This is a genomic window from Demequina sediminis, from assembly GCF_030296675.1.
Taxonomy (GTDB): Bacteria; Actinomycetota; Actinomycetes; order Actinomycetales; family Demequinaceae; genus Demequina; species Demequina sediminis.
Window position 1 is genome coordinate 2,657,145 of record NZ_AP027736.1, and the last position, 20,794, is coordinate 2,677,938.

General features: G+C 72.7%; 21 protein-coding genes and 1 pseudogene. 13 read left to right on the top strand and 9 right to left on the bottom strand.

Annotated elements, in window-relative coordinates:
- The first annotated feature begins 29 nt into the window (after positions 1-29).
- A complete protein-coding gene (locus QUE44_RS14250; protein WP_350226846.1) occupies positions 30-416 on the top strand; it encodes a hypothetical protein in 387 nt (128 codons plus the stop codon).
- On the top strand, positions 356-1,024 hold the full coding sequence (locus QUE44_RS13535; protein WP_350226847.1) for a stage II sporulation protein M: 669 nt from the start codon (positions 356-358) through the stop codon (positions 1,022-1,024). The genes QUE44_RS14250 and QUE44_RS13535 overlap by 61 nt, the downstream gene beginning before the upstream one ends.
- 259 nt (positions 1,025-1,283) lie before the next feature.
- Here QUE44_RS13535 and QUE44_RS13540 read toward each other — a convergent pair whose 3' ends face one another.
- The 5 genes from QUE44_RS13540 to QUE44_RS13560 are packed head-to-tail and all read right to left on the bottom strand — an operon-like array spanning position 1,284 to position 6,642.
- A complete protein-coding gene (locus QUE44_RS13540) occupies positions 1,284-2,573 on the bottom strand; it encodes a DUF58 domain-containing protein (RefSeq protein WP_286215215.1) in 1,290 nt (429 codons plus the stop codon).
- A gap of 1 nt (position 2,574) precedes the next feature.
- A complete protein-coding gene (locus QUE44_RS13545) occupies positions 2,575-3,663 on the bottom strand; it encodes an AAA family ATPase (protein WP_425558029.1) in 1,089 nt (362 codons plus the stop codon).
- A complete protein-coding gene (locus QUE44_RS13550) occupies positions 3,660-4,862 on the bottom strand; it encodes a DUF4350 domain-containing protein (RefSeq protein ID WP_286215216.1) in 1,203 nt (400 codons plus the stop codon). The genes QUE44_RS13545 and QUE44_RS13550 overlap by 4 nt, the downstream gene beginning before the upstream one ends.
- Positions 4,859-5,524 (bottom strand): DUF4129 domain-containing protein, encoded by a 666-nt coding sequence (locus QUE44_RS13555; protein ID WP_286215218.1) that lies wholly within the window; start codon positions 5,522-5,524, stop codon positions 4,859-4,861. Before QUE44_RS13555 ends, QUE44_RS13550 begins: the two co-directional genes overlap by 4 nt.
- Positions 5,521-6,642 carry a hypothetical protein gene (locus QUE44_RS13560; RefSeq protein ID WP_286215219.1) on the bottom strand — a complete coding sequence of 374 codons (1,122 nt, stop codon included), beginning with the start codon at positions 6,640-6,642 and terminating at the stop codon, positions 5,521-5,523. Before QUE44_RS13560 ends, QUE44_RS13555 begins: the two co-directional genes overlap by 4 nt.
- 79 nt (positions 6,643-6,721) lie before the next feature.
- Between QUE44_RS13560 and mtrA the strand changes: the two genes are divergently transcribed.
- The gene (gene mtrA / locus QUE44_RS13565) at positions 6,722-7,405 is read left to right on the top strand and encodes an MtrAB system response regulator MtrA (protein WP_286215221.1); all 684 of its coding nucleotides are present in this window, start codon (positions 6,722-6,724) and stop codon (positions 7,403-7,405) included.
- A gap of 283 nt (positions 7,406-7,688) precedes the next feature.
- Here the strand turns inward: mtrA and QUE44_RS13570 are convergent, their stop codons facing one another.
- A complete protein-coding gene (locus tag QUE44_RS13570) occupies positions 7,689-8,003 on the bottom strand; it encodes a hypothetical protein (protein WP_286215222.1) in 315 nt (104 codons plus the stop codon).
- A gap of 34 nt (positions 8,004-8,037) precedes the next feature.
- On the opposite strand from QUE44_RS13570, the pseudogene QUE44_RS14255 reads away from it, so the two are divergent.
- The 7 genes and pseudogenes from QUE44_RS14255 to secA form a co-directional block, all read left to right on the top strand.
- A pseudogene (locus QUE44_RS14255) lies at positions 8,038-8,331 on the top strand (HAMP domain-containing protein); the annotation flags it as partial.
- Positions 8,332-8,480: 149 nt separating this feature from the next.
- Positions 8,481-9,038 carry an ATP-binding protein gene (locus QUE44_RS13575; RefSeq protein WP_286215224.1) on the top strand — a complete coding sequence of 186 codons (558 nt, stop codon included), beginning with the start codon at positions 8,481-8,483 and terminating at the stop codon, positions 9,036-9,038.
- Positions 9,035-10,762 carry an LpqB family beta-propeller domain-containing protein gene (locus QUE44_RS13580; protein WP_286215225.1) on the top strand — a complete coding sequence of 576 codons (1,728 nt, stop codon included), beginning with the start codon at positions 9,035-9,037 and terminating at the stop codon, positions 10,760-10,762. Before QUE44_RS13575 ends, QUE44_RS13580 begins: the two co-directional genes overlap by 4 nt.
- 90 nt (positions 10,763-10,852) lie before the next feature.
- Positions 10,853-11,590, top strand: coding sequence for a ComF family protein (locus QUE44_RS13585; RefSeq protein ID WP_286215226.1), 738 nt, complete (start codon positions 10,853-10,855; stop codon positions 11,588-11,590).
- 240 nt (positions 11,591-11,830) lie between these two features.
- On the top strand, positions 11,831-12,409 hold the full coding sequence (locus QUE44_RS13590; protein WP_286215228.1) for a ribosome hibernation promotion factor: 579 nt from the start codon (positions 11,831-11,833) through the stop codon (positions 12,407-12,409).
- A gap of 62 nt (positions 12,410-12,471) precedes the next feature.
- Positions 12,472-13,368 (top strand): DMT family transporter, encoded by an 897-nt coding sequence (locus QUE44_RS13595; protein WP_286215229.1) that lies wholly within the window; start codon positions 12,472-12,474, stop codon positions 13,366-13,368.
- Between the two features lie 47 nt (positions 13,369-13,415).
- Positions 13,416-16,313: a preprotein translocase subunit SecA gene (secA, locus tag QUE44_RS13600; protein WP_286215230.1), complete on the top strand. Its 2,898-nt coding sequence runs from the start codon at positions 13,416-13,418 to the stop codon at positions 16,311-16,313.
- Positions 16,314-16,385: 72 nt separating this feature from the next.
- Here secA and QUE44_RS13605 read toward each other — a convergent pair whose 3' ends face one another.
- A complete protein-coding gene (locus QUE44_RS13605; protein ID WP_286215231.1) occupies positions 16,386-16,778 on the bottom strand; it encodes an Rv3235 family protein in 393 nt (130 codons plus the stop codon).
- Complete coding sequence (locus tag QUE44_RS13610) at positions 16,775-16,969, bottom strand: LysM peptidoglycan-binding domain-containing protein (protein ID WP_286215232.1); 195 nt, start codon at positions 16,967-16,969, stop codon at positions 16,775-16,777. Before QUE44_RS13610 ends, QUE44_RS13605 begins: the two co-directional genes overlap by 4 nt.
- A gap of 724 nt (positions 16,970-17,693) precedes the next feature.
- Between QUE44_RS13610 and QUE44_RS13615 the strand changes: the two genes are divergently transcribed.
- A complete protein-coding gene (locus QUE44_RS13615) occupies positions 17,694-18,203 on the top strand; it encodes a hypothetical protein (RefSeq protein ID WP_286215233.1) in 510 nt (169 codons plus the stop codon).
- Positions 18,204-18,242: 39 nt separating this feature from the next.
- Here QUE44_RS13615 and QUE44_RS13620 read toward each other — a convergent pair whose 3' ends face one another.
- The gene (locus tag QUE44_RS13620) at positions 18,243-18,455 is read right to left on the bottom strand and encodes a helix-turn-helix domain-containing protein (protein ID WP_286215235.1); all 213 of its coding nucleotides are present in this window, start codon (positions 18,453-18,455) and stop codon (positions 18,243-18,245) included.
- Positions 18,456-18,562: 107 nt separating this feature from the next.
- Here QUE44_RS13620 and QUE44_RS13625 point away from each other — a divergent pair, with 107 nt between their 5' ends.
- Both QUE44_RS13625 and QUE44_RS13630 read left to right on the top strand, forming a co-directional pair.
- Positions 18,563-19,165, top strand: a complete 603-nt coding sequence (locus QUE44_RS13625; RefSeq protein WP_286215236.1) for a CpaB family protein — start codon at positions 18,563-18,565, stop codon at positions 19,163-19,165.
- Positions 19,165-20,784 (top strand): DUF6912 family protein, encoded by a 1,620-nt coding sequence (locus tag QUE44_RS13630; RefSeq protein ID WP_286215237.1) that lies wholly within the window; start codon positions 19,165-19,167, stop codon positions 20,782-20,784. Before QUE44_RS13625 ends, QUE44_RS13630 begins: the two co-directional genes overlap by 1 nt.
- Positions 20,785-20,794 lie beyond the last annotated feature (10 nt).

Genomic DNA, 20,794 nt, shown 5'->3' on the forward strand with positions numbered 1-20,794 from the left:
TTCCGTCTCTCCTGTGGCATCGTAGCGGCGTGGACATCGACTCCTTTGGCGCCGTTCGCGAGGCGCGCTGGACCAGGCTGCGCGAGCTCACTCGGGCACGCCGACTCACCGGCGCCGAGGCCGACGAGCTCACCCGCCTCTATCAGGCCACCGCCGGCGACCTCGCGACGGTGCGATCCTCCGCGCCCGAGCCGTCCGTCGTCTCGCGACTGTCCGTGCTGCTCGCCACCGCTCGCGTGTGGCTTACCGGCGCGCACACGACCTCGACCCGCGAGGGGGTCAGGTACCTCGTGTGGGGTCTGCCAGGGGCGCTCTACCGCGTGCGGTGGTGGGGGTCGGGGTCACCGTGGCGGTCGTGGGACTCGCGTTCCTGTCGGGCTGGTGGACGCTCACGCATCCCGAGTCCCTCGAGCTGATCGGGCCGCCCGAGACGCGCGCGGCGATCGCCGAGCAGGAGTTCGCGAGCTACTACACGGAGTACGACTCGACGTCCTTCGCGGCGACGGTATGGACCAACAACGGCTGGCTCGCGGCGCAGTGCATCGCCTTCGGCATCACCGGCGTCTTCCCGCTCATCCTCATGTACAACACGGTCATCCAGCTGGGCGTCGCGGGGGCCGTCATGGCCGAGCATGGCGCGCTCGACGTGTTCTTCCAGCTCATCGCCCCGCACGGGCTGCTCGAGTTGTCCGCGGTGTTCGTGGCAGCGGGCACGGGGTTGCGCCTCTTCTGGACGATGCTCGTGCCGGGTCCGCGCCCGCGTGCACGTGCGCTCGCGGAGGAGGGGAGGGCGGCGATCGGTGTCGCGCTCGGCCTGGTGCTCGCGCTGTTTGCCTCGGGGTTGATCGAGGGCTACGTCACCGGCTCCGCGATGCCGTGGTGGCTCAAGATCGTGATCGGCGTGATCGCGGTGACGGCCTTCTGGATGTACATCTTCGTGGCCGGGCGCGTCGCGCACCGGGCGGGAGTGACCGGCGACTCCGAGGGCGACTTCGCGACCGATGAGGTGGCGCTGGCGGGATAGGCATCGTCCTCGCGCCGTCTCCTCCCGCCCCCGCCCCGCGGCTCCGCCACACGACTCCGCCACACGCCCCCACCCCGCGGCTCCGCCACACGCCCCCACCCCGCGGCTCCGCCACACGAGGCGGGCGGAAACGTGCGCAATCTGCGACTTCAGCTCGCGACTCGCCGACGACACGCCGACTGCTGTGTGGCGGAGCCGCGAAACGGTGTGGCGGAGCCGCGTTGGGAACAGTGCCGCGTTGGGCACAGCGCCGCGCTCGCTACAGCCGGCCCGCCGCCTTGAGGGCGAGATAGCGGTCGCACACCGCGGGAGCGAGGTCATCGGGGAGGGACAGCACGACCTCGGCTCCGAGCTGGCGCAGGCGCGTCGCCGCCGCCTCACGCTCGAGCATCGCGCGCGCGGCGGCCCCCGCGCCGTACGCCGCCTCCGCGTCCGAGCGATCCGCGAGCATCGCGCCCAGCTCGGGGTCCTCCACGGAGCCCACGAGCACCTGGTGTCGCTTCTGCAGCGCCGCGACCGCCTCGATCAGACCCGAGTCCATCGCCGAGGTATCGACGGTCGTGAGCAGCACCACGAGCGAGCGCTGGGAGACGCGGGACTGCACGAGCCTCACGAGAGCGGGCCAGTCGGGCTCGAGCAGGCTGGGCTCGACCGTCGCGAGCGCATCCGCGAGCTCGGCCATCAGCTGCGGCCCGCTCGACGCCGCGCGCGCCCTCTCGACGCGGTCGAAGGCCGTCGCCTGCACCCTGTCGCCCGCGTGCGATGCGAGCGCGCCCAGCAGCAGCGTGGCCTCGATCGAGGCATCGAGCCGAGGGGCGTCGCCCACCCGGGCGGCGGACAGCCGCGCGGTATCGAGAGCAATCACGACCCGGCGATCGCGCTCGGGGCGGTACGTGCGCACCACCACCTCGCCTCGACGCGCGGTGCCGCGCCAGTCGATGCTGCGGACGTCGTCGCCGATGACGTACTCGCGCAGCGAGTCGAACTCCGACCCCGCGCCCTTGAGGCGCACGGCCGTGCGGCCGTCGATCTCTCGCAACTGCACCAGTCGCGACGGCAGGTGGCGCCGCGACGCGAACTCGGGCAGTACCCGCACGTGGGCGGGCGCCTCGATCGACCGCTGGCGACCCGCGAGCCGCAGCGGGCCGTACGTGCGCACCGTCACCGCCCCCGCCTGGCGGTCGCCGCGGCGGGTGGGCCGGAGTATCGTCCCGAACGACTGCACCTCGCCGGGGGCGAGCGAAAAAGCGTGGCGGGTGGACGCGGCCCCCGCGGAGGGCTGCCACGCGTCACGCACCGCGCCCCGCACGCGGCGGCGGCCCAGGTTCGCGACGTCGAGCGTGGTGCGCACCGACTGCGAGAGCCTCACCGCGCCGGGCGCCTGTCGCCGCACACCCACGCGCGACGTGCGCGGAGCCATCCACACGTCGAGCAGCGCGAGCGCGACCACGCCGATGATCCACAGCCACGCGACATTGCGCGACTCGGCGAGCGCCGCGGGGATCGCCCCGAGCGCCGCGAGCGCGACGGTCCAACCGGTGATGTGCATGTCAGCGCGGCACGGGCACCGTGGTGAGCACAGACGTGAGCACGGACGTCGCGGTGACGCCCTCGAGCTCCGCCTCCGCGCGGATCCGCATGCGGTGAGCGAGCGTCCAGCCCGCGAGGGCCTTGACGTCGTCGGGGGAGACGTAGGTGCGCCCGCGCATCCACGCCCACGCGCGCGCGGTCGCCATGAGCGCCGTCGCGCCGCGAGGGGACACGCCGAGCGACACCGAGGGCGCCTCGCGCGTCGCGCGGCACAGGTCCACGATGTACCCGATGACGTCAGCCGAGATCTCCACCGAGGCCACCGCGGCGCGCGCCTGCTCGAGATCCGCGACCGATGCGACGGGAGCCAGGCCGGCGGCCGCGAGGTTGCGCGGGTCGAATCCAGCGGCGTGGCGCTGCAGCACGCTCGCCTCGGTCGCGCGGTCGGGAAGCGCGACGGGCAGCTTGAGCATGAAACGGTCCATCTGCGCCTCGGGCAGCGGGTAGGTGCCCTCGTACTCCACGGGGTTCTGGGTCGCGATCACGAGGAACGGGTCGGGGAGCTTGCGTGCCTCGCCATCCACCGTGACCTGACGCTCCTCCATCGCCTCGAGCAGCGCGGACTGCGTCTTGGGGGGCGTGCGGTTGATCTCGTCGGCCAGCATGAGGTTGGTGAACACGGGTCCCTCGCGGAACGAGAAGGCCGCCGTGCGCGCGTCGTAGACGAGCGAGCCGGTGACGTCTCCCGGCATGAGGTCGGGAGTGAACTGCACGCGCTTCGTGTCCATGTCGAGCGACGCGGCGAGCGCGCGCACGAGCAGCGTCTTCGCGACGCCGGGCACGCCCTCGAGCAGCACGTGGCCGCGGCACAGCAGCGCAATCACGAGTCCCGTGACGATCTGGTCCTGGCCCACGACCGCCTTGCCGACCTCGGTGCGCAGGCGTCCCAGCGCCTCGCGCGCGCCCGCCGACGGGTCGGGCGCGGGGGCGGGGGCCGGCACGGGCTCGTGTACGGGTGCGGACTCCTGCACGGGCTGGGGCGGCACGGGGGACGATGCCGGTGTGGCGGGAGCGGCTGCGTCGCCCTCGGGAGGGGTGGTGTCGGTCACGGTCGGTGAACCTCGCTTTCCAGTGCGTCGAGTTCGGAGATCAGGGTGAGGAGTGAGGCGTCGTCCGCCGGGGGCGGGCCGTACAGCAGCCGCTCAATGTCCGAGGTGGTGCGGCCGGTGGCGCGCGAGACGGCGGAGACCAGCGCCTCCCTGCCGTCCGCGCGTCCCACCCCGATCCTGCGGCCCATGCGCAGCGCGGCGGCCGCCCGCAGCGAGGCGGCGGCGCGCCCCGTGGCGCGGGCGCGGCGGTACAGGCGCGCGCGGCCGCGAGTGGCCTCGGAGGCGCGGACCACGACGGGCAGCGGCTCGCGCACGAGTGCGCCGAAGCGTCGCGCCTGCCAGAAGGCGGCGAGCAGCGCAGTGAGAGCGAGCGCGTAGATCGCGTTGCCGGTCCCTGGCGGAAGGAAGTCGGGGGTGGCCTCGACCTCGGTGGGCACCTCGCCATCGGTCCCGGAACCGGCCCACGTCAGCAGGCTCGGGTCGAGCCCGTCGGCGACGTACCAGACCACGTCGGGGTGGCGTCCGAGCGCGCGCACCGCGAGCGCGGCGTGACCGTGCTCCGCGAGAGCATCGTTGGTGACGAGCGCGGTCGAGGCGATGACCGTCACGGTGCGGCCGCCGTCATCGACGCGCGCGAACGCGGCGAGTCCGCCGCGCTGGACAAAGCACAGGTCGGAGCCGTCGTCGAGGGCCTCGAGCCCCCAGCCGTCGACGCGGACCGAGCCGGCGGCGATCGCGTCGGGGTCCTCGCACTGCGCCGCCGCGGTCTCGGGGAGCCCGACGATCTGCTCGCGAGCGGGCACCCCGAGCGCCTCGAGCGACTCGTCCGACGACCCCAGCAGCACCAAGTCGCCGGGGTAGTCAACCAGCGAGCCGAGCTGTCCCGTCGTGAGCAGATGGGGCTCGGCGATCACGACGGTGGTGGCGGCGGGGTCCGCGACGCGCGTCTGCGCGAGGCGGTCGACCTGGCGCACGGCGACCCCGTGATCGCGCAGGATCTGCGCGACCGCGCGTGTGCCCGTCGGCGTCGAGTTCTCGGTCGACAACGCCACGTAGTCGCCTGGGCGTGCGCCGATCGCGAGCGCGGCCACCAGCGCGACGAAGAGAATCAGCGCGACGATCCCCAGCTTGCCGCGACCGGCGCGCTCGCGCAGGCCGACCGGCGGAGGGGCGGTGCGGAACTCGGTCGCGGCGCTCATGCGCGCGCCTCGCTGGTCGCGCCGCTGGCGGAGTCGGCCGTGTCGAGGGTGCGGCGCACGTGCGCGCAGGCGACCCACGTCTCGCGCACGTGCGCGTACGTCTCGGCGCTCGCCCCGACATGGCCGTAGCGGATGCCGTCGAACGCGTCCGCGTCGTCGCCCACCCTGCTCGCGATCGTAGGCACCGCCGCGCCGGCCTGGGTCGCGGCCTCGTGAGCCGTGAGGCCCGGCGTGAGCGCGATGATGTCGCGCTCCGCGAGGCGACGGATGAGCGCGCGGTACATGTCGAGCGTCGCGGCGGCCCACTCCCCGGCGGCGGCCGCGGCCTCCGCGGACCGGCCCAGGGCATCGGCCGTCCTGTCGTCCTCGAACAACCCGTCCTCCGCGACTGCGCGGCGCGACCGGCGGAGGGGCCCCACGACGAGCCACACGACGAGCGCGATGAGGCCGGCGCCCACGAGGATCGCGATGATGGTCCCCGTCGACCCGAGAGCACCGCCCACGCCGTTTCCGAAGTCGTCGAACGCGCGCATGAGCCAGTCCCAGAACTTGGCGAGCCAGGACTCTCCGCCGCGCGTGTACTCGTCCTTCGCGAGTTCCTCTTCCGCCCAGCGTCTGGCGGTGTCCGCGTCCGGCAGGAGCGGTGGGGTGTCGATGCTCACGCGCGACGAGCCTCCGCCGCCTGGGCGAGCGTGAGGTCAAAGCCCTCGTGGCGGATCCTCAGGTCGATCATGAGCAGCGTGAACAGCGAACCCAGGTACGAGTACGTGAGCACGTACGACACGACCAACGACAGGCCCGTGATGAGGAAGAACGCGATGCCCAGGAGCACCATGTTGTCGGGCGCGAACAGCGAGACGATGACCGCGCCGAAGCTGCCCACCTGCTGCAGCACCCCGGAGACGAGGCCGATGAGCGCCGCGGCGACGAACACGACCAGCAACGCCCACCAGAAGCGCCCGCGCAGCAGCCCGATCGTGCGGCGGATGGCCGCGACGGCGCCGCGCTTCTCGAGCACCACGATGGGTCGCGCGATGCCTCCGACGGTGGTGATGATCACGCCCGTCGGGAAGGCCACCAGCACGAGCAGCACCACGCCGAGGGCAATCAGCCCTGGTTCCTCGGTGGCGGCGGCGATGAAGAACGGCGCGATCGCGATCCCGATCACCACGAGCAACGAGAGCGTTGCGAACAGGTAGAGCAAGAGCAGGGAGCCGATGCGGGGGCGCAGCACCTTCCAGGCCTCGGCGATGCGGATCTTCTCGCCGAGCGCGCCGCGCGCGACGCCGGGTGCGACGATCGCGCTCGAGAAGACGTCGGCGAGCAGCGCGGCGATCACGGCGACCACGATCACGACCACCGTGGTGGGGCTGATCGAGTTGAACTGGGAGAACGGGTCGAGCAGTCCGAGCGAGGGATCCGTGAAGAGCAGCCACATCGCGGCGGACATCAGCACGGTCGCGCCGAGCGTCAGCAGCAGGGGGCCGCCCACGATGACGCCGCGGTTGAAGCGCATCGCCTTGAACGGCAGCGCGAGCAGGTCCCCGAAGTTCAGCGGCCGCAGCGGCATGAATCCGGGCTGCCACGAGGCGAAGGTGGGGGTGGCGAACGCGGGTTGCGGCGCATAGGCGGGCGGCGGAGGCGCCGCGGGCGAGGCGCCGGAGTAGGGGGCCGATGCCATGGGCGGGACCGCGGCCGGCGGCGGCATCGGTGGGGCCGGCGGCGCGCCCTCGACGGGTGCCGGCGCGGCCCACGCGACCGCGTCTTCGCGCTGCTCCATGACGTCCTCCCAGGTCCGGTCCCGCCCATCTTGCCACGCGCCTGACGGCGTCTCGTGAGCCGCTCGGCATAATGGGGACATGACGGCAAAAATCCTGGTGGTCGACGATGACCCGGCGGTGGCGGAGATGCTCGGCATCGTGCTGCGCGGTGACGGATTCGAGACGGTGTTCTGCGACCACGGCGACGAGGCGGTGGCGGCCTTCCGGGCGACCAATCCCGACGTCATCCTGCTCGACCTGATGTTGCCGGGACGGTCGGGAATCGACATCTGCCGCGAGATCCGCGCGGAGTCGGGTGTGCCGATCATCATGCTCACCGCCAAGTCAGACACCGTCGACGTGGTCCTGGGCCTCGAGTCGGGCGCGGACGACTACGTGCCGAAGCCGTTCAAGCCGCGTGAGTTGATCGCACGCGTGCGGGCGCGACTGCGCCGCAACGACAACGCGACTCCCGCGGTGGTGCGCGTCGCGGACCTCGAGATCGACGTCACGGGCCACCGCGTGACGCGCGACGGCGAGATGATTCCGCTGACGCCGCTCGAGTTCGACGTGCTGGTCACGCTCGCGCGCAGCCCGGGCCAGGTGTTCACGCGCGAGGTGCTCCTCGAGGACGTGTGGGGATACCGCCACGCCGCCGACACGCGGCTGGTCAACGTCCACATTCAGCGTCTGCGCGCCAAGGTCGAGCGCGACCCCGAGAACCCCGAGATCATCGTGACCGTGCGCGGCGTGGGCTACAAGGCCGGTGGCGTCGGGTCGTGAGGCTCAGCGCGCGCTCCGTGTGGGCGAACCTCGCCCGGGGCCCGCGGCGCGTGTGGCGCAGGTTCCGCGGCTCGATCCTGCTACGCGTGGTGGCGACCACCACGGTGTTGGGTCTGGGTGCCGTGGTCGTGATCGGCGCGGTGATCTCGACGGAGATCCGCGACGGCCTGGTGCAGACCCGCGTCGATCGCATCCTGTCGGAGACCGCGCGCGACGCCGCGGGCGCGACGGCCAACGTTGAGGCCTCGACCGCGGAGAGCCCTGGCGACCTCCAGCAACTCGTCTACGACCTGCTTGACGGCCTGGGCACGCTCGGCGGCAACACGCGCGGGTTGGTGCTGCTGCGTGACCCGGCGAACACGTCCGGGGTGCTGTTGTCGACCCCCGTGTCCTCGACCGAGTTGGTGAGCGTCATCAGCGCGCAGATCCGCGCGTCCGTCGAGAGCGGCGCGGCGCAGTCCTGGCAGTTCGTCGCGATGCCCGAGACGGGCGAACCCGGGGTCGTGGTGGGCGTGCCGTTCGAGATTCGCGGGGCGGGCGAGTACGAGCTGTACTTCGTGTACTCGCTCGCGGACGAACAGGCGACGCTCGGCCTCATCCAGCGAATCCTCGGAGGCGGCGCCGCGGGGCTCATGGCGCTGCTCGCGGTCCTCACCTTCCAGGTGACACGGCAGACGGTGCGGCCCGTGCGCCAGGCGGCGCGCGTCGCGTCGCGTCTCGCGGAGGGCATCCTCAGCGAGCGCATGACCGTGCGGGGTCAGGACGAGATGGCGACGCTCGCGCGCACCTTCAACGAGATGGCCGAGTCGCTGCAGCGCCAGATCACGCGCATGGAGGAGCTGTCGAGGCTGCAGAGGCGGTTCGTGTCCGACGTCTCTCACGAGCTGCGCACCCCACTGACCACCATCCGCATGGCCTCGGACGTGCTGCACGATGCGCGCGAGGACTTTCCCCCGAGGTCGCCCGCTCGGCGGAGCTGCTCAACACGCAGATCGACCGCTTCGAGTCGCTGCTGGCGGATCTCCTGGAGATCTCGCGCATCGACGCGGGTGCGGCCCAGCTCGAGTTCGACGACATGTCCCTCGCTGACGTGGTGCGCGACCAGGTGGAGGCGATGGTGCCCGCGGCGCGCCGCCAGGGCGTCGAACTGCGGCTGTGGGTGGCGTCCGGATCGCACACCGCCTCGATGGACCGGCCCCGGGTGGCGAGGATCATCCGCAACCTGCTGTCCAACGCGATCGAGCACGCGCAGCGGCGGCCCGTCGACATCGTGGTGTCGTCCTCGACGCGCACCGTCGCCGTCGTGGTCCGTGACTACGGGATCGGGCTCACGCCCCAGCAGGCGCAGCGGGTATTCGACCGCTTCTGGCGTGCCGACTCGGCTCGCGCGCGCACGATGGGCGGCACGGGGCTCGGCCTGTCCATCGCGCGCGAGGACGCGCAGCTTCACGGCGGCAAGCTCGAGGCGTGGGGCTTGCCGGGCAAGGGCGCGAGCTTCCGCCTCCAGCTGCCGCGCACGTCGCGCGGCCTGGGTCAGGACCCGCCGCTGCCGCTCGTCATCGCGGAGCTCGACTACGGCACCATCGCGCGGCGCATCCCGGTCGAGGGAGAGCGTAGGGAGGTCGCACCGTGAACATCCGTCTCGCCGCGCTGTGCGCGGCCGTCGCGCTCGCGCTCGGGGCATGCGCCTCGATTCCCACCACGGGTCCCGTCAACGAGGGCAGCGGCGAGGTCGAGGGCGCCGAGCCCTTCGTGCCCTTCGCGGAGGGTCCCCGGCCCGGTGACGGCGTCAACGCGATCGTGTCGGGCTTCATCCGCGCCTCTGCGGCGGGATTCGCCTCGGACTTCTCCGTCGCCAGGGAGTACCTCACCGCCGAGGCCAGCGCCGAGTGGGACCCGGTCGCGCGCATCACGGTCTTCGATTCCGGCGCGCTAACCCCCGACTACGACGAGGCCGCGGGGCGCGTCACCTACGCGGTGCCCGTCGCCGCGTGGATCGACGATGCGGGTCGCATGGTCGAGGCCGAGGCCGAGACCCAGACCACGCTCGAGTTCCAGGTCACGCAGGACGACTCGGGAGAGTGGCGCATCTCGAACCTGGAGGATGGCGCGCTGCTCGCCGAGGCCACCTTCAACCGCGTCTTCCTCTCCGTGCCGCTGATCTTCACCTCTCAGGACCTCACGACCGCGGTGCCGGAACAGCGCTGGCTGCCGCAGTCGAATGTCGCGACGTGGGCGGCACGCGAACTCGTCGCCGGACCGTCGCCGTGGCTCACGAACGCGGTCCATACGGGCTTCCCGGCGGGGTCCGCGCTGCAGGTCGACTCGGTCGTGGTGACCGAGGGGCTCGCGCGGGTCCAGCTCACCGCGCAGTCCGCGGGGAGCCTCGAGGACCGCGCGCTCGCCGAGCAGCAGCTCCGCCTCACGCTGTCGGCCCTGCCGGGGGTGCGCGATGTCGAGGTGACGGCCGGTGGCGTGCCGCTCGTCGCGGAACCCTCCGACACCCTCGCGCGCGAGCCCGTCCCCGAGAGCGTCGCCGCGGTCTTCGTGCAGGGACGCCTGGGCATGTGGGACGGCGACGACATGTGGGCCGTGCCCGCGGAGCGCGGCGCGCTGCCGGCGGGTGCGAATGCGCTCGCCACGTCCTACTCGGGCACCAGGGTGGCCTTCCGCCTGGGCGACTCGAGCATCGTCACCACGGACGCCCTCACGGGCGGCACGGACACCCTCGAGCCGTACGACCCCGAGGCCGCGGTCCCCGACGTCGCGATGGACGTGTCGACCGTGATCGAGGGCGAGGAACTGTTGCCGCCGAGCTTCGACCGTCACGGGTGGCTGTGGACCGGCGAGCGATCGCTGCCGGAGACCATCACCGTGGCCGCCCCCGGCGCGGATCCGATCACCCTCGAGGCGCGGTGGCTCGCGGGCCGTACCGTGCTCGAGATGGTGCCGTCGCGTGACGGCGCGCGAGTGCTGGTCGTGTCGCGAGCCGGCGCGCAGACGGTGGTCGAGGTCGCCGCGGTGGTGCGATCGCAGGACGGCGCTCCGCTCAGCGTGGGCGAGCCGCTGAGGATCGGCGCGAACATCGGGGTGGTGGTCGACGCGATCTGGGTCGACGACGTCTCGGTCGCCCTGCTGGGCAGCAGCGATGGCGCGGACTCCACGCCGCTGTGGGTCGTGTCGGTGGGAGGCCGGACCACGCAGGACGCGGCCGTGCCGGACGCGGTCGCGATCTCGGCGCGCCACGGCGACCGGTCCATCACGCTCGTGTCGGCGGATGGCACGGTGCGCGAGCGCGCGGGCACCGGCTGGTCCGGGGTGGGTTCGGGCGTCTCCGAGCTCGCGTACGCCGGCTGACCGGTGTCCCCGGCCCGGCTCGAGCGGGCTGGCATCCACAGCAGGGACGATGCTGGGGCTCCGGCGCGCGCGCCCCGGCACCCTCGAGGGGTGGAGGGCAGGCCGCCGGGACCGCTCGCGCGCGTGGCGCGCCTCGTGGTGCCCGTCGAGTGCCCCGGCTGCGGGCTGCCCGACGTGAAGTGGTGCGAGGAGTGCGAGTCGCAGTGGTGGGAAGAACCGCTGCGCTGCGACAGCGGTGCCCCGCGGCTCGGTGCCCTCGCGCCGCGCCTGCCCGTGTGGTCCGTCACCGAACTCGACGGCCCGGCGCACGCGCTGATCGGCGCGTGGAAGGACGCGGGCAGGCGCGACCTCGCGCGGCTGTTTGAGCCCGCGATGGCAAGGGCGGCGGCGCGGATCGCTCCCGCGCTCGCCGCGGTCGGTGGCGTCGACCGGTGGTGCGTCGTGCCGTGCCCGGCACGCGCCGCGCACACGCGCTCGCGCGGCGCGAACCTGCCGCTCGGTCTCGCGCGCGCCGCGGCGGCCGGCCTGGAGGCCGCGGGAGTGCGGGTGAGCGTCGCGGATGTGCTCGCCCCCAGCCGCGGCTCGTCGCGCGGTGCGGGGGACAGGGGACGATGGCGAGCGGGCGGCGCCGCGCTGCGCCGGGGTGCCGACCGCGAGGGCGTGGCGCCGGTGGTACTCGTCGACGACGTCCTCACCACGGGTGCCACCCTGGCGCGGGCCGCGCGGGCGTTGGGCGCGTCCGGGCTGGTGCCCGTGGCGGGCATCGTGCTTGCCTCCGCGCCCGGCCCGACGAGGTGGCGCGACCGCCCTCCGGGCGCGCTACTGTAGGAGTTCCAGGACGACGACCGTCGTACACCTTCCAGGCGAGGAGGTGATGCCGCAGGCGCGAGAAGCGCCGCCGCCCCTTGCCCCCTGGCCCGCACAGGGCCACCGCGACAGTGAAGGAGTTTTCGTCATGGAAATCGCCATCGTCGGACGGCACACCAAGGTCTCCGAGGACATGCGCCAGAAGATCTTCGAGAAGATGGAGAAGGTCGAGGCGCTCGCCCCCGCGCGACGCGTGCCGACGTGCATGTGGTCCATGAGAGGAACCCCAAGCACGCGAGCGACCGCGAGCGCGTCGAGATCACGGTCCACGGCCCTGGCGTCGTGCGCGCCGAGTCCGCCGCGGAGGACCGATACATCGCGCTGGACGGCGCCATGCAGAAGCTGGTCGAGCAGCTGCGCAAGATGCATGAGCGCAAGGTGCACCGCCACCAGGGCAAGACGGGCCTGCACAGCGTGCCGCCCGTGCCCGCGGTGCCGCCGTCCGGAGCGCCCGCCGGGACGCCCGCCGAGCCGGAGGCGCTCGCGAGCGCCGAGGCATGGGAGGGCGCCCCTGAGGGATCGCACCGCGAGATTCCGATCGACGGCACCCCCATCGTCATCCGCTCGAAGCGCCACAGCGCCGCGCCGATGAGCGTGGCTGAGGCGATCGACCAGATGGAACTCGTCGGTCACGACTTCTTCCTGTTCCACGACTCCGAGTCTGGGCTTGCGTCCGCCGTCTACCGGCGCCGCGGGTGGACCTACGGCGTCATCCACCTGTCGCAGACCGCCGAAGGCGAGGCAGACTCTGAGGCGGAGGACGAGCGCGAGAGCGCATAACTGACGCGGCCGGGCCGCATCCGAGTCATCCGCGGGCGCACGCGCCCCGCTAGATTTCTCGGGTGCGGCCCCGCCATTTCTCCTTCGTGGTCCTCGCGGCCACGCTGTGGGGCACCGGGGGCGCGCTTGGACACGCGCTGGCGCGTGACTCCGCCGTGCCCTCGGTCGCGGTCGCGATGTGGCGCATCCTGCTCGCCGGCCTCGTTCTTGCCGCCGTGCTGCAGGTGCTGGGGCGGCTGCGGCTGCGCGCCGTGACGCCCGCCATGTGGCGGCGCGCGGCGGTCATGGCTGTCTTCCTCGCGGTCTTCCAGGCGGCCTACTTCGCGGCGGTGGATCGTGCCGGAGTGGGCCTCGCGACCATGGTGACCATCGGCTCCTCGCCCCTCGCGGTGGCGGCCTTTGACGTCGTGGTGCGGCGGCATCGTCCCTCTGCTCGCACGGTCGCCGCGCTCGCGCTCGCCCTCGCGGGACTCGTGGCCCTCACGGGCGGCGCCGCGGAGGCCGGAGGCGGAAGTCACGCGATCGCGGGCGTGGGGCTCGCGCTGGTGGCCGGCGGGGCCTTCGCCGGGGTGTCGATCGTGGCCTCGGCTGCGGTGCCCGAGTGGGGAGGCGCGCGCCTCACGGCGGTCGCGTTCACGGGCGGCGGCCTCACCCTCCTTCCCCTCGCGCTCGCGACCGGCTGGGGCGTCCCGTCGAGCACGACGGGATGGGTCCTTGTGGGCGCGCTCGCGGTGATCGCCACGGCGATTCCCCACGCGCTCTTCAACGCGGGATTGGCGACCGTGCCGGCCGTCATCGCGACCATCGTCGCGCTGCTCGAGCCCCTGGTTGCCGCCGTCATTGGCGTGGTCGCGTTCTCCGAATCCCTGGGTCCGTGGCAGATCGTAGGCGCGCTCGCGCTCGGATCGCCTGTCGTGGTGTTGCGCCCTCAGCGAGACGCGCCGGTACCCCTCGCCTGACCGCCTACGATGGTCGGGGACCAAACTCGGAGAACGAGGAGCGCAAGGTGGCATTGATCGACCGCATCATCCGGATGGGCGAGGGGCGTGAACTGCGCCGTCTCCAGAAGGTGGTGACACTCACCAACGGCCTCGAGGACGCGTACCAGGAGCTCTCCGACGAGGACCTGCGCGCGTTGACCGACGAGTTCAAGCAGCGTCGCAGCGACGGTGAGACCCTCGAGGCGCTGATGCCCGAGGCATTCGCCGCCGTGCGCGAGGCCTCGCGCCGCACGCTCGGCCTGCGCCACTTCGACGTCCAGATCATGGGCGGCGGCGCCCTCCACCACGGCAACATCGCCGAGATGAAGACCGGTGAGGGCAAGACCCTCGTCGCGACGCTGCCCGCGTACCTCAACGCGCTCGACGGCAAGGGCGTGCACATCGTCACCGTCAACGACTACCTCGCGAGCTACCAGTCGGAGCTCATGGGGCGCGTGTTCCGCTTCCTGGGCCTCACCACCGGGTGCATCGTCGCCAACCAGACTCCCGAGGTGCGCAGGCGCCAGTACGAGGCCGACATCACGTACGGCACCAACAACGAGTTCGGCTTCGACCACCTGCGCGACAACATGGCGCTGCAGCCGTCGCAGCTCGTGCAGCGCGGCTACCACTTCGCGATCGTCGACGAGGTCGACTCGATCCTCATCGACGAGGCGCGCACGCCGCTCATCGTCTCCGGTCCCGCGTCGGGCGACAACAACCGCTGGTACGTCGAGTTCGCGCGGCTCGTGGGCGAGCTCGAGGCCGAGGTCGACTACGAGGTCGAGGAGAAGAAGCGCGCCGTGGGCGTGCTCGAGCCCGGCATCGACAAGATCGAGAAGGCGCTCGGCATCGAGAACCTCTACGACCCCGCCAACACGCCGCTGATCGGCTTCCTCAACAACGCCATCAAGGCCAAGGAGCTGTTCCGCCGCGACCGCGACTACGTGGTGCAGAACGGCGAGGTCGACATCGTCGACGAGCACACGGGCCGCCTGCTCAAGGGCCGCCGCTACTCGGAGGGCCTCCACCAGGCGATCGAGGCCAAGGAGCGCGTGCCGATCAAGGCGGAGAACCAGACCTACGCGTCGATCACGCTGCAGAACTACTTTCGCCTGTACGACAAGCTCGCGGGCATGACCGGTACCGCGCAGACCGAGGCGGCGGAGCTGCACTCGACGTACGGCATGGGCGTCATCCCGATCCCCACCAACCGGCCGATGATTCGCGAGGACAAGTCGGACCTGCTGTACAAGTCCGAGAAGGCCAAGTACGACGCGGTGATCGAGGACATCCTCGAGCGCAACGCGAAGGGCCAGCCCGTGCTCGTGGGCACCGTCTCCGTCGAGAAGTCGGAGACGCTCTCGAAGGAGCTGCGCAAGCGCGGCATCCAGCACACGGTGCTCAACGCGAAGCAGCACGAGAAGGAGGCGGCGATCGTCGCCGAGGCGGGCCGCAAGGGCGCCGTGACGGTCGCCACCAACATGGCCGGCCGCGGTACCGACATCATGCTCGGTGGCAATCCCGAGTTCCGTGCCGTCGCGCAGATGCAGGAGCGCGGGCTCGACCCGCACGAGAACCCCGAGGAGTACGAGCGCGCCTGGAAGGACGTGTTCGCGCAGGCGCAGGCCGACGTCGAGACCGAGCGCGAGGAGGTGCTCGAGGCGGGCGGCCTGTACGTGCTCGGCACCGAGCGTCACGAGTCGCGCCGCATCGACAACCAGCTGCGCGGACGCTCGGGACGCCAGGGCGACCCCGGCGAGAGCCGGTTCTACCTGTCGCTCGAGGACGACCTCATGCGCATGTTCCAGTCGGGACTCGCGGCGTCCGTCATGAACTCCGCGGCGCTGCCCGACGACCTTCCGATCGAGTCGAAGGTGCTCACGCGCGGCGTGCGCAGCGCGCAGGCGCAGATCGAGGGTCGCAACCACGAGATCCGCAAGAACATCCTCAAGTACGACGACGTCCTCAACTCGCAGCGTCACATCATCTTCGCCGAGCGCCGCCGCGTGCTCGACGGCGAGGACCTGCGCGACCAGATGCTGGGCTTCGTGGACGATGTCGTGGGCGGCTACGTGCGTGCGTCGACCCTGGTGGGCTCGCCCGACGAGTGGGACCTCGAGGCGCTGTGGCGCGACCTGCGCACCGTGTACCCCGTGTCCCTCACGATCGACGAGGTCGTCGAAGAGGCCGGCGACCTGTCCGGTCTCTCGACGGCCTTCTTGGAGCGCGAGATCAAGGCCGATGCCCGGCTCCAGTACGACCTCGTCGAGCAGAAGCTGGGCGAGAGCGTCATGCGTCAGGTCGAGCGCCAGGTGCTGCTGCAGGTCCTCGACTTCAAGTGGCGCGAGCACCTCTACGAGATGGACTACCTCAAGGAGGGAATCGGGCTGCGCGCGATGGGCCAGCGCGACCCCCTCATCGAGTACCAGCGCGAGGGCTACGGTCTCTTCGAGTCGATGACCGAGGCGATCAAGGAGCAGGCCGTCTCGATCCTGTACCGGGTCGAGAAGCGCGAGGCGCAGCCGCAGCAGGGCGTGACGGCGGATTCCGCGGCTCAGACCCCGCAGGCGGCGCAGACGGCTCAGGCGCAGCGCCAGGGTGCCGCGAGCCCCGCGCCGCGGGCGCCCGGCGGTGGCGCGGCGACGGTGCCTGGCCCAGCGGGGCAGCGACTGGTCGCCACGCCGGCCACCGGCTCGGTGGGCGGTCCCGTCCAGGCGAACATGGGTGCGCTGACGTTCTCGGGCCCGTCTCAGGACGGCACCGGAACGGCGAAGGTCGCGAAGCCCGCCGCGTCGGGTTCGAAGCCCTGGGAGGACGGCCGCGTCTTTGAGGGCGCGGGCAAGAACTCGCCGTGCCCGTGCGGTTCGGGTCGCAAGTACAAGATGTGCCACGGCAAGAACGACGAGAACGCGGAGCTGTAGCCCCGCTTCTCACCCGCGACAGGGCGGCGCTCCTTCCACCGGAGTGCCGCCCTGTCGCGTTGGCGGGGGAGGTCAGCCGATGTCGAGCACGGTGATGACCCACCGTCCCGCGAGGTCCTCGAGGCGCATCGCGATCGCGTGGGAGCGCGTGCCGATCTGCGCGACCGCTCCCACCTCCGCGGCGCCGCGCGACACGCGGCACGCACGCGCCCGCAGGATCTGTGGCTCGACGCCCCCGCGCCTGCCGGCGCGTCGCGCGAGCGAGTACTGCCGCGCGAGCGACGCACGCACCTCGGGCGTGATCCATCGCAGCAGCGTGTCCAGCCCGCCGCCGCCATGCACCACCTCGATTGCCGTCAACGCGACCGTGCAGGCGAGCGGGGTCGGGTCTCCCAGGCTCGGGCGGGCGCGTCCGTAGATGTCGCGGTGAGCGGGGCTGGGCGCCCACTCCGGCTCGGCGCTCACGAGCGCTCTCCCGTGAGAGCGGAGGGCAGCTCGAGGCGCTGGCCGGGGTGGATGAGCGAAGGGTCATCGCCGATCACCTCGCGGTTTGCGTCGTAGAGCGCCGGCCACGCCGCGGCGATCTCCGCCTCACGCGCTCCCTCGCCGAGGGCGCTCGCGGTGATCGACCACAGCGAGTCGCCCGCCACCACCACGCGAAACGGGGGCGGCGCCGGTTCAGGCGCCGGCTCGGACTCCCGCCCCGACGCTGGCTGCTCCGCGTGGTGCGCTGGCGGGACCGGCGACGGCGCCTCGGTGGCGGGCGCCCACACGACGGGTGCAGGCGTGGGGGAGGGGGCTGGGACGTGGCGGCGGAGGGCGCGGGTGAGGTGGGCAGCCATCCCGCGGAAGGCGGCGGATCCGCGGCATGCGCCGCTCCCGCGCTCAACGCGGCGGCCACGAGCCCGCCCGCCACGCCGCGCGCCACGCGCCCGGTCCATCGCGGCGCGGCGCGGCCTCGCAGCCGCGCCGCCGACGCGGCCACGACCTCGACGAGAAACCGCGCCGCCGCGAGAGCCGCCACGGCCCCCGCGGCGATGGCGATGACGTCCGCCGCCTCCCAGGCCCGCCAGTCCGTCGCGCTCGCGAGCCGCCACGACAGCGCGGCCCCCGCGGTCCCCAGCGCCGCCACGGCGACCACGGCCGCCGCCGCTCCCGCCGCCGCTCCCGCCGCCGCTCCCGCCGCCGCTCGCGCCGCCTGCCATCCGCCTTGCTCCTGTCGCGCGCGCCCCTGCGCCATTGCCGTGCCCCCCACGTCGCGCATCTTCCACCCCTCGTGTCATGCTGTTTGGTGCAGTTTGATGAAACATGATGTGCATAGCTGAGGTGGCCTGTCCACTCGAACGGCGCAACTGTGGACGGCGCGGCTAGCGTGGCGCCATGCGCTGGGAACTCCTGTTCGCCGACCTCGAGGCGCGGCTCACCGCGGCCGAGCGCGCCGAACTCGACGCCGAGATCGACGAGCGCGCACGCGACGAGCGTGCCGACGTCGCGCTGGCCGCCCGACTGCTCGCGGCCAAGGGTCGGCGGATCGTGCTGGTGGTGCGCGGAGGGACGCGCGTGGCGGGCACCCTCGTGGACGGGGCGGGAACGTGGGCGCTCGTGGAGTCGGTGACGGGCGAGGCGCTCGTCCCGCTCGCCGCCGTCACGTCCGTCGAGGGCCTGCCGCGCGTCGCTGCCGCCGTGGGAGCCGTGGACGCACGCCTCCGCATGAGCACCGTGCTGCGTGAGCTTGCCGAGGCGCGCGTGCCGGTGATCGTGGAGGTCGACGGCGATCAGTGGCGAGGGGTGATCGTCGCAGTGGGAGCCGACCATGTCGACCTCGCGGGTCCGCGCGGCGAACGGGCGGTTCCGCTCGCGGCGGTGCTCATGGTGAGGGCCGCGCCCTAGCGAAAGCGACGCCGCCCGAGGGGGCGCCGAAAGCGGCGGCTAGTGCGTCTCGCGCTCGCGGACCTGCTCGCGGGTCGCGGCGTACTGGCGCGCGATGTACTCCTCGAGGACCGTGCGCTCGATGCGCCACTGGCCGCGCCCGCCGACCTGGATCGCGGGCAGATCGCCCGACCTCACGAGGGCGTAGGCCTGCGGCGAGGAGATGTTGAGAATCTCCTGCACGTCGCTGAGCTTGAGGAACCGAGACTGCACCTCAGCATTGTGACACGCCACACGGCGGCATGCGTCGTGTCCACAGCCCTCGCGAGGACGCTCTGCACCAGGCATGATGAACCTAGCGAGCGGCCAAAGGGGGGCCGATGAGCGGAGATACTCGACCGGTGGCGGCGAGGGTGCGCCCACCCACGTGGAAGGACCCGCGGCTCGTGGTGGGGCTCGTGCTCATCGCGGTGGCCGTGGTCGCGGTGGTGAGCGTGCTGCGCGACGCAGACCGCACGGTGCCGGTGTACGCGGCCCACGGCACGCTCGTGCCCGGCACGGTGCTCGACGAGTCGACCGTGGCGGTGGTGCACGTCCGGGTAGGCGAGGGATACCTCGAATCGCCCGCCGATGCGCCGTTCGGCAGGGTGCTGACCCGCACCGTCGCCGACGGGGAGCTCATCCCCGCATCGGCGCTCACAGAACCCGACCGCTTCGACGGCCGTCCCGTCGCGGTGGTCACGACCGCACCCGTCGCCGAGGCGGTCCGTCCCGGCACGCTCGTCGACGTGTGGGTCACGCCCGAGGATGCGCCGTCCGCGCGCATGGGCGAGGCGCTCGTGGTCTCCGCGATCGACCGCGAGGAGGGCGGCTTCTCGCTGGGCGGCGAAACCGTGTATGTGGTGGTGCCCGCGCAGGACGTGGGGACGATGCTCGACGCGCTGGCCTCGGCGGCGGAGGTCGCGGTCGTGGGGATCGGCTGATGGCGGCCGTGGGGGTGGTGGTCGCGGTGATGGGCCCCGAGGAGGCCAGGGTGGTCGCCGAGATCGAGGCGCATCCCGGCCTTGCGGTGGTGCGCCGATGCGCGGACCTGGCCGAGGCCGTGGGCGCCGCCAAGGCCGGGCTGGGCGCGGTCGTGATCGTGTCGGACCAGCCCCACTTGGATGGCGACGCGCTCGCGGCAATCCGCGGCGCGGGCGTGCGGGTGCTGGGGGTGGCCTCTCCCGACGCCGCACGCCTCGCATCCCTCGGGGTGCCCGTGCCGTCCGGTCCGCTCGCCGAGGCGGTGCTCGCCGCGATCGAGCGACCCGCACCCGAGCTGATCGCCCCGCCAGCGCTCGGCGGCGGGGTGGTCGTCGCCGTGTGGGGCACGGGTGGGGCTCCCGGTCGCACGACCGTCGCCGTGACCCTGGCGACCGAGGCGGCGAGGTCAGGGGTCTCGACGCTGCTGGTCGACCTCGACACCTACGGCGCGTCGGTCGCCACCGCGTGGGGCCTGGCCGACGAGACGCCGGGGGTCGCGGCCGTGGTGCGTGCCGCCGCCAGGGGAGAGGATCCCTCCGCCGTCCTCGCGCGCCACACCGTGACGGTGGCGCCCTCCCTCACGGTGCTCACCGGGCTGACGCGGGCGGCGCGGTGGCCCGAGATTACGCGCGCGGGACTCGAGCGGCTGTGGCCCGCGCTGCGCGCCGCTGCCGAGCTGATCGTGGTCGACCTGGCCGCGCCGGCCGAGGACGGCGGACCCTACGCCGGCACCGCCCCCATCGCGACACCGCGACCGTCGCGACCCTCGACGAGGCCGACACGGTCATCGCCGTCGGCGGAGCCGAGCCCCACCAGCTGGTCAGGCTCGTGCATGCGCTGCTCGACCGTGAGGGCCCTCCTCCCGTCGTCGCGGTCAACCGGATCCGCGCGTCCGTGGCAGGGGCACGCCCCGAGGATGCGATCGCGGCCACCCTGGGCCGTCACGCCGGCATCACGGAGGTGTGGCCGCTGCCGTGGGATCAGCGCGCGTGCGACGCCGCGGTGCGCGACGGACGGACGCTCACCGAGGTCGCCCCGCGGTCTCCGCTGGTGCGCGCGATCGCCGCGATGGGGGCCGCGGTGCTCGCCTCCGCGCGCGCCTCGCGTGGCGTGTCCGTCCCGATGCCAGACTGAAGGCATGCGCGTCTACATTCCCGCCACGGTCGTCGATCTGCCGCGTTGCGCGGACGGGTTGTGGGAGCCGCCGCTCGCCTATGCCGTGACCGAGAGGCTGCTCGAGATCACCGAGACGGACGACGCCGACGAGCTCGCGGAGATCGCACGCGACGAGGCCGCTCGCGCCTCGGTGATCGAGGTCGGGTCGCCCCTGCGCGTCGTGGTGGTCGCCGAGCTCACGCGCGCCGAGCTCACTCCCGACCCCGACCTGCACCCCGCGGCCGTGCGCGTCTCGGGACGCATCCCGGCGAGCGCGATCGCGTGCGCGTTCGTCGACGAGTCCGCCGCGGCGGGCGACGTGCGGGACGCCGTCGGCGGCTCGGACGATGCCCTCGATCGCCTCGAGGAGCGCGACCTGCTCTGGTACGACGCGTCAGAGCTCGCGAACTTCCCGCTGACGTAGGCCGTGCATC

Bases quoted from the DNA above. Each gene is read 5' to 3' on its own strand.
- QUE44_RS13540 (WP_286215215.1), bottom strand. From the start codon at position 2,573: ATGCACATCACCGGTTGGACCGTCGCGCTCGCGGCGCTCGGGGCGATC.
- QUE44_RS13550 (WP_286215216.1), bottom strand. From the start codon at position 4,862: ATGAGCGCCGCGACCGAGTTCCGCACCGCCCCTCCGCCGGTCGGCCTG.
- QUE44_RS13560 (WP_286215219.1), bottom strand. From the start codon at position 6,642: ATGGAGCAGCGCGAAGACGCGGTCGCGTGGGCCGCGCCGGCACCCGTC.
- mtrA (WP_286215221.1), top strand. From the start codon at position 6,722: ATGACGGCAAAAATCCTGGTGGTCGACGATGACCCGGCGGTGGCGGAG.
- QUE44_RS13570 (WP_286215222.1), bottom strand. From the start codon at position 8,003: ATGAGGCCGAGCGTCGCCTGTTCGTCCGCGAGCGAGTACACGAAGTAC.
- QUE44_RS13575 (WP_286215224.1), top strand. From the start codon at position 8,481: ATGTCCCTCGCTGACGTGGTGCGCGACCAGGTGGAGGCGATGGTGCCC.
- QUE44_RS13615 (WP_286215233.1), top strand. From the start codon at position 17,694: ATGCGCTGGGAACTCCTGTTCGCCGACCTCGAGGCGCGGCTCACCGCG.
- QUE44_RS13625 (WP_286215236.1), top strand. From the start codon at position 18,563: ATGAGCGGAGATACTCGACCGGTGGCGGCGAGGGTGCGCCCACCCACG.
- QUE44_RS13630 (WP_286215237.1), top strand. From the start codon at position 19,165: ATGGCGGCCGTGGGGGTGGTGGTCGCGGTGATGGGCCCCGAGGAGGCC.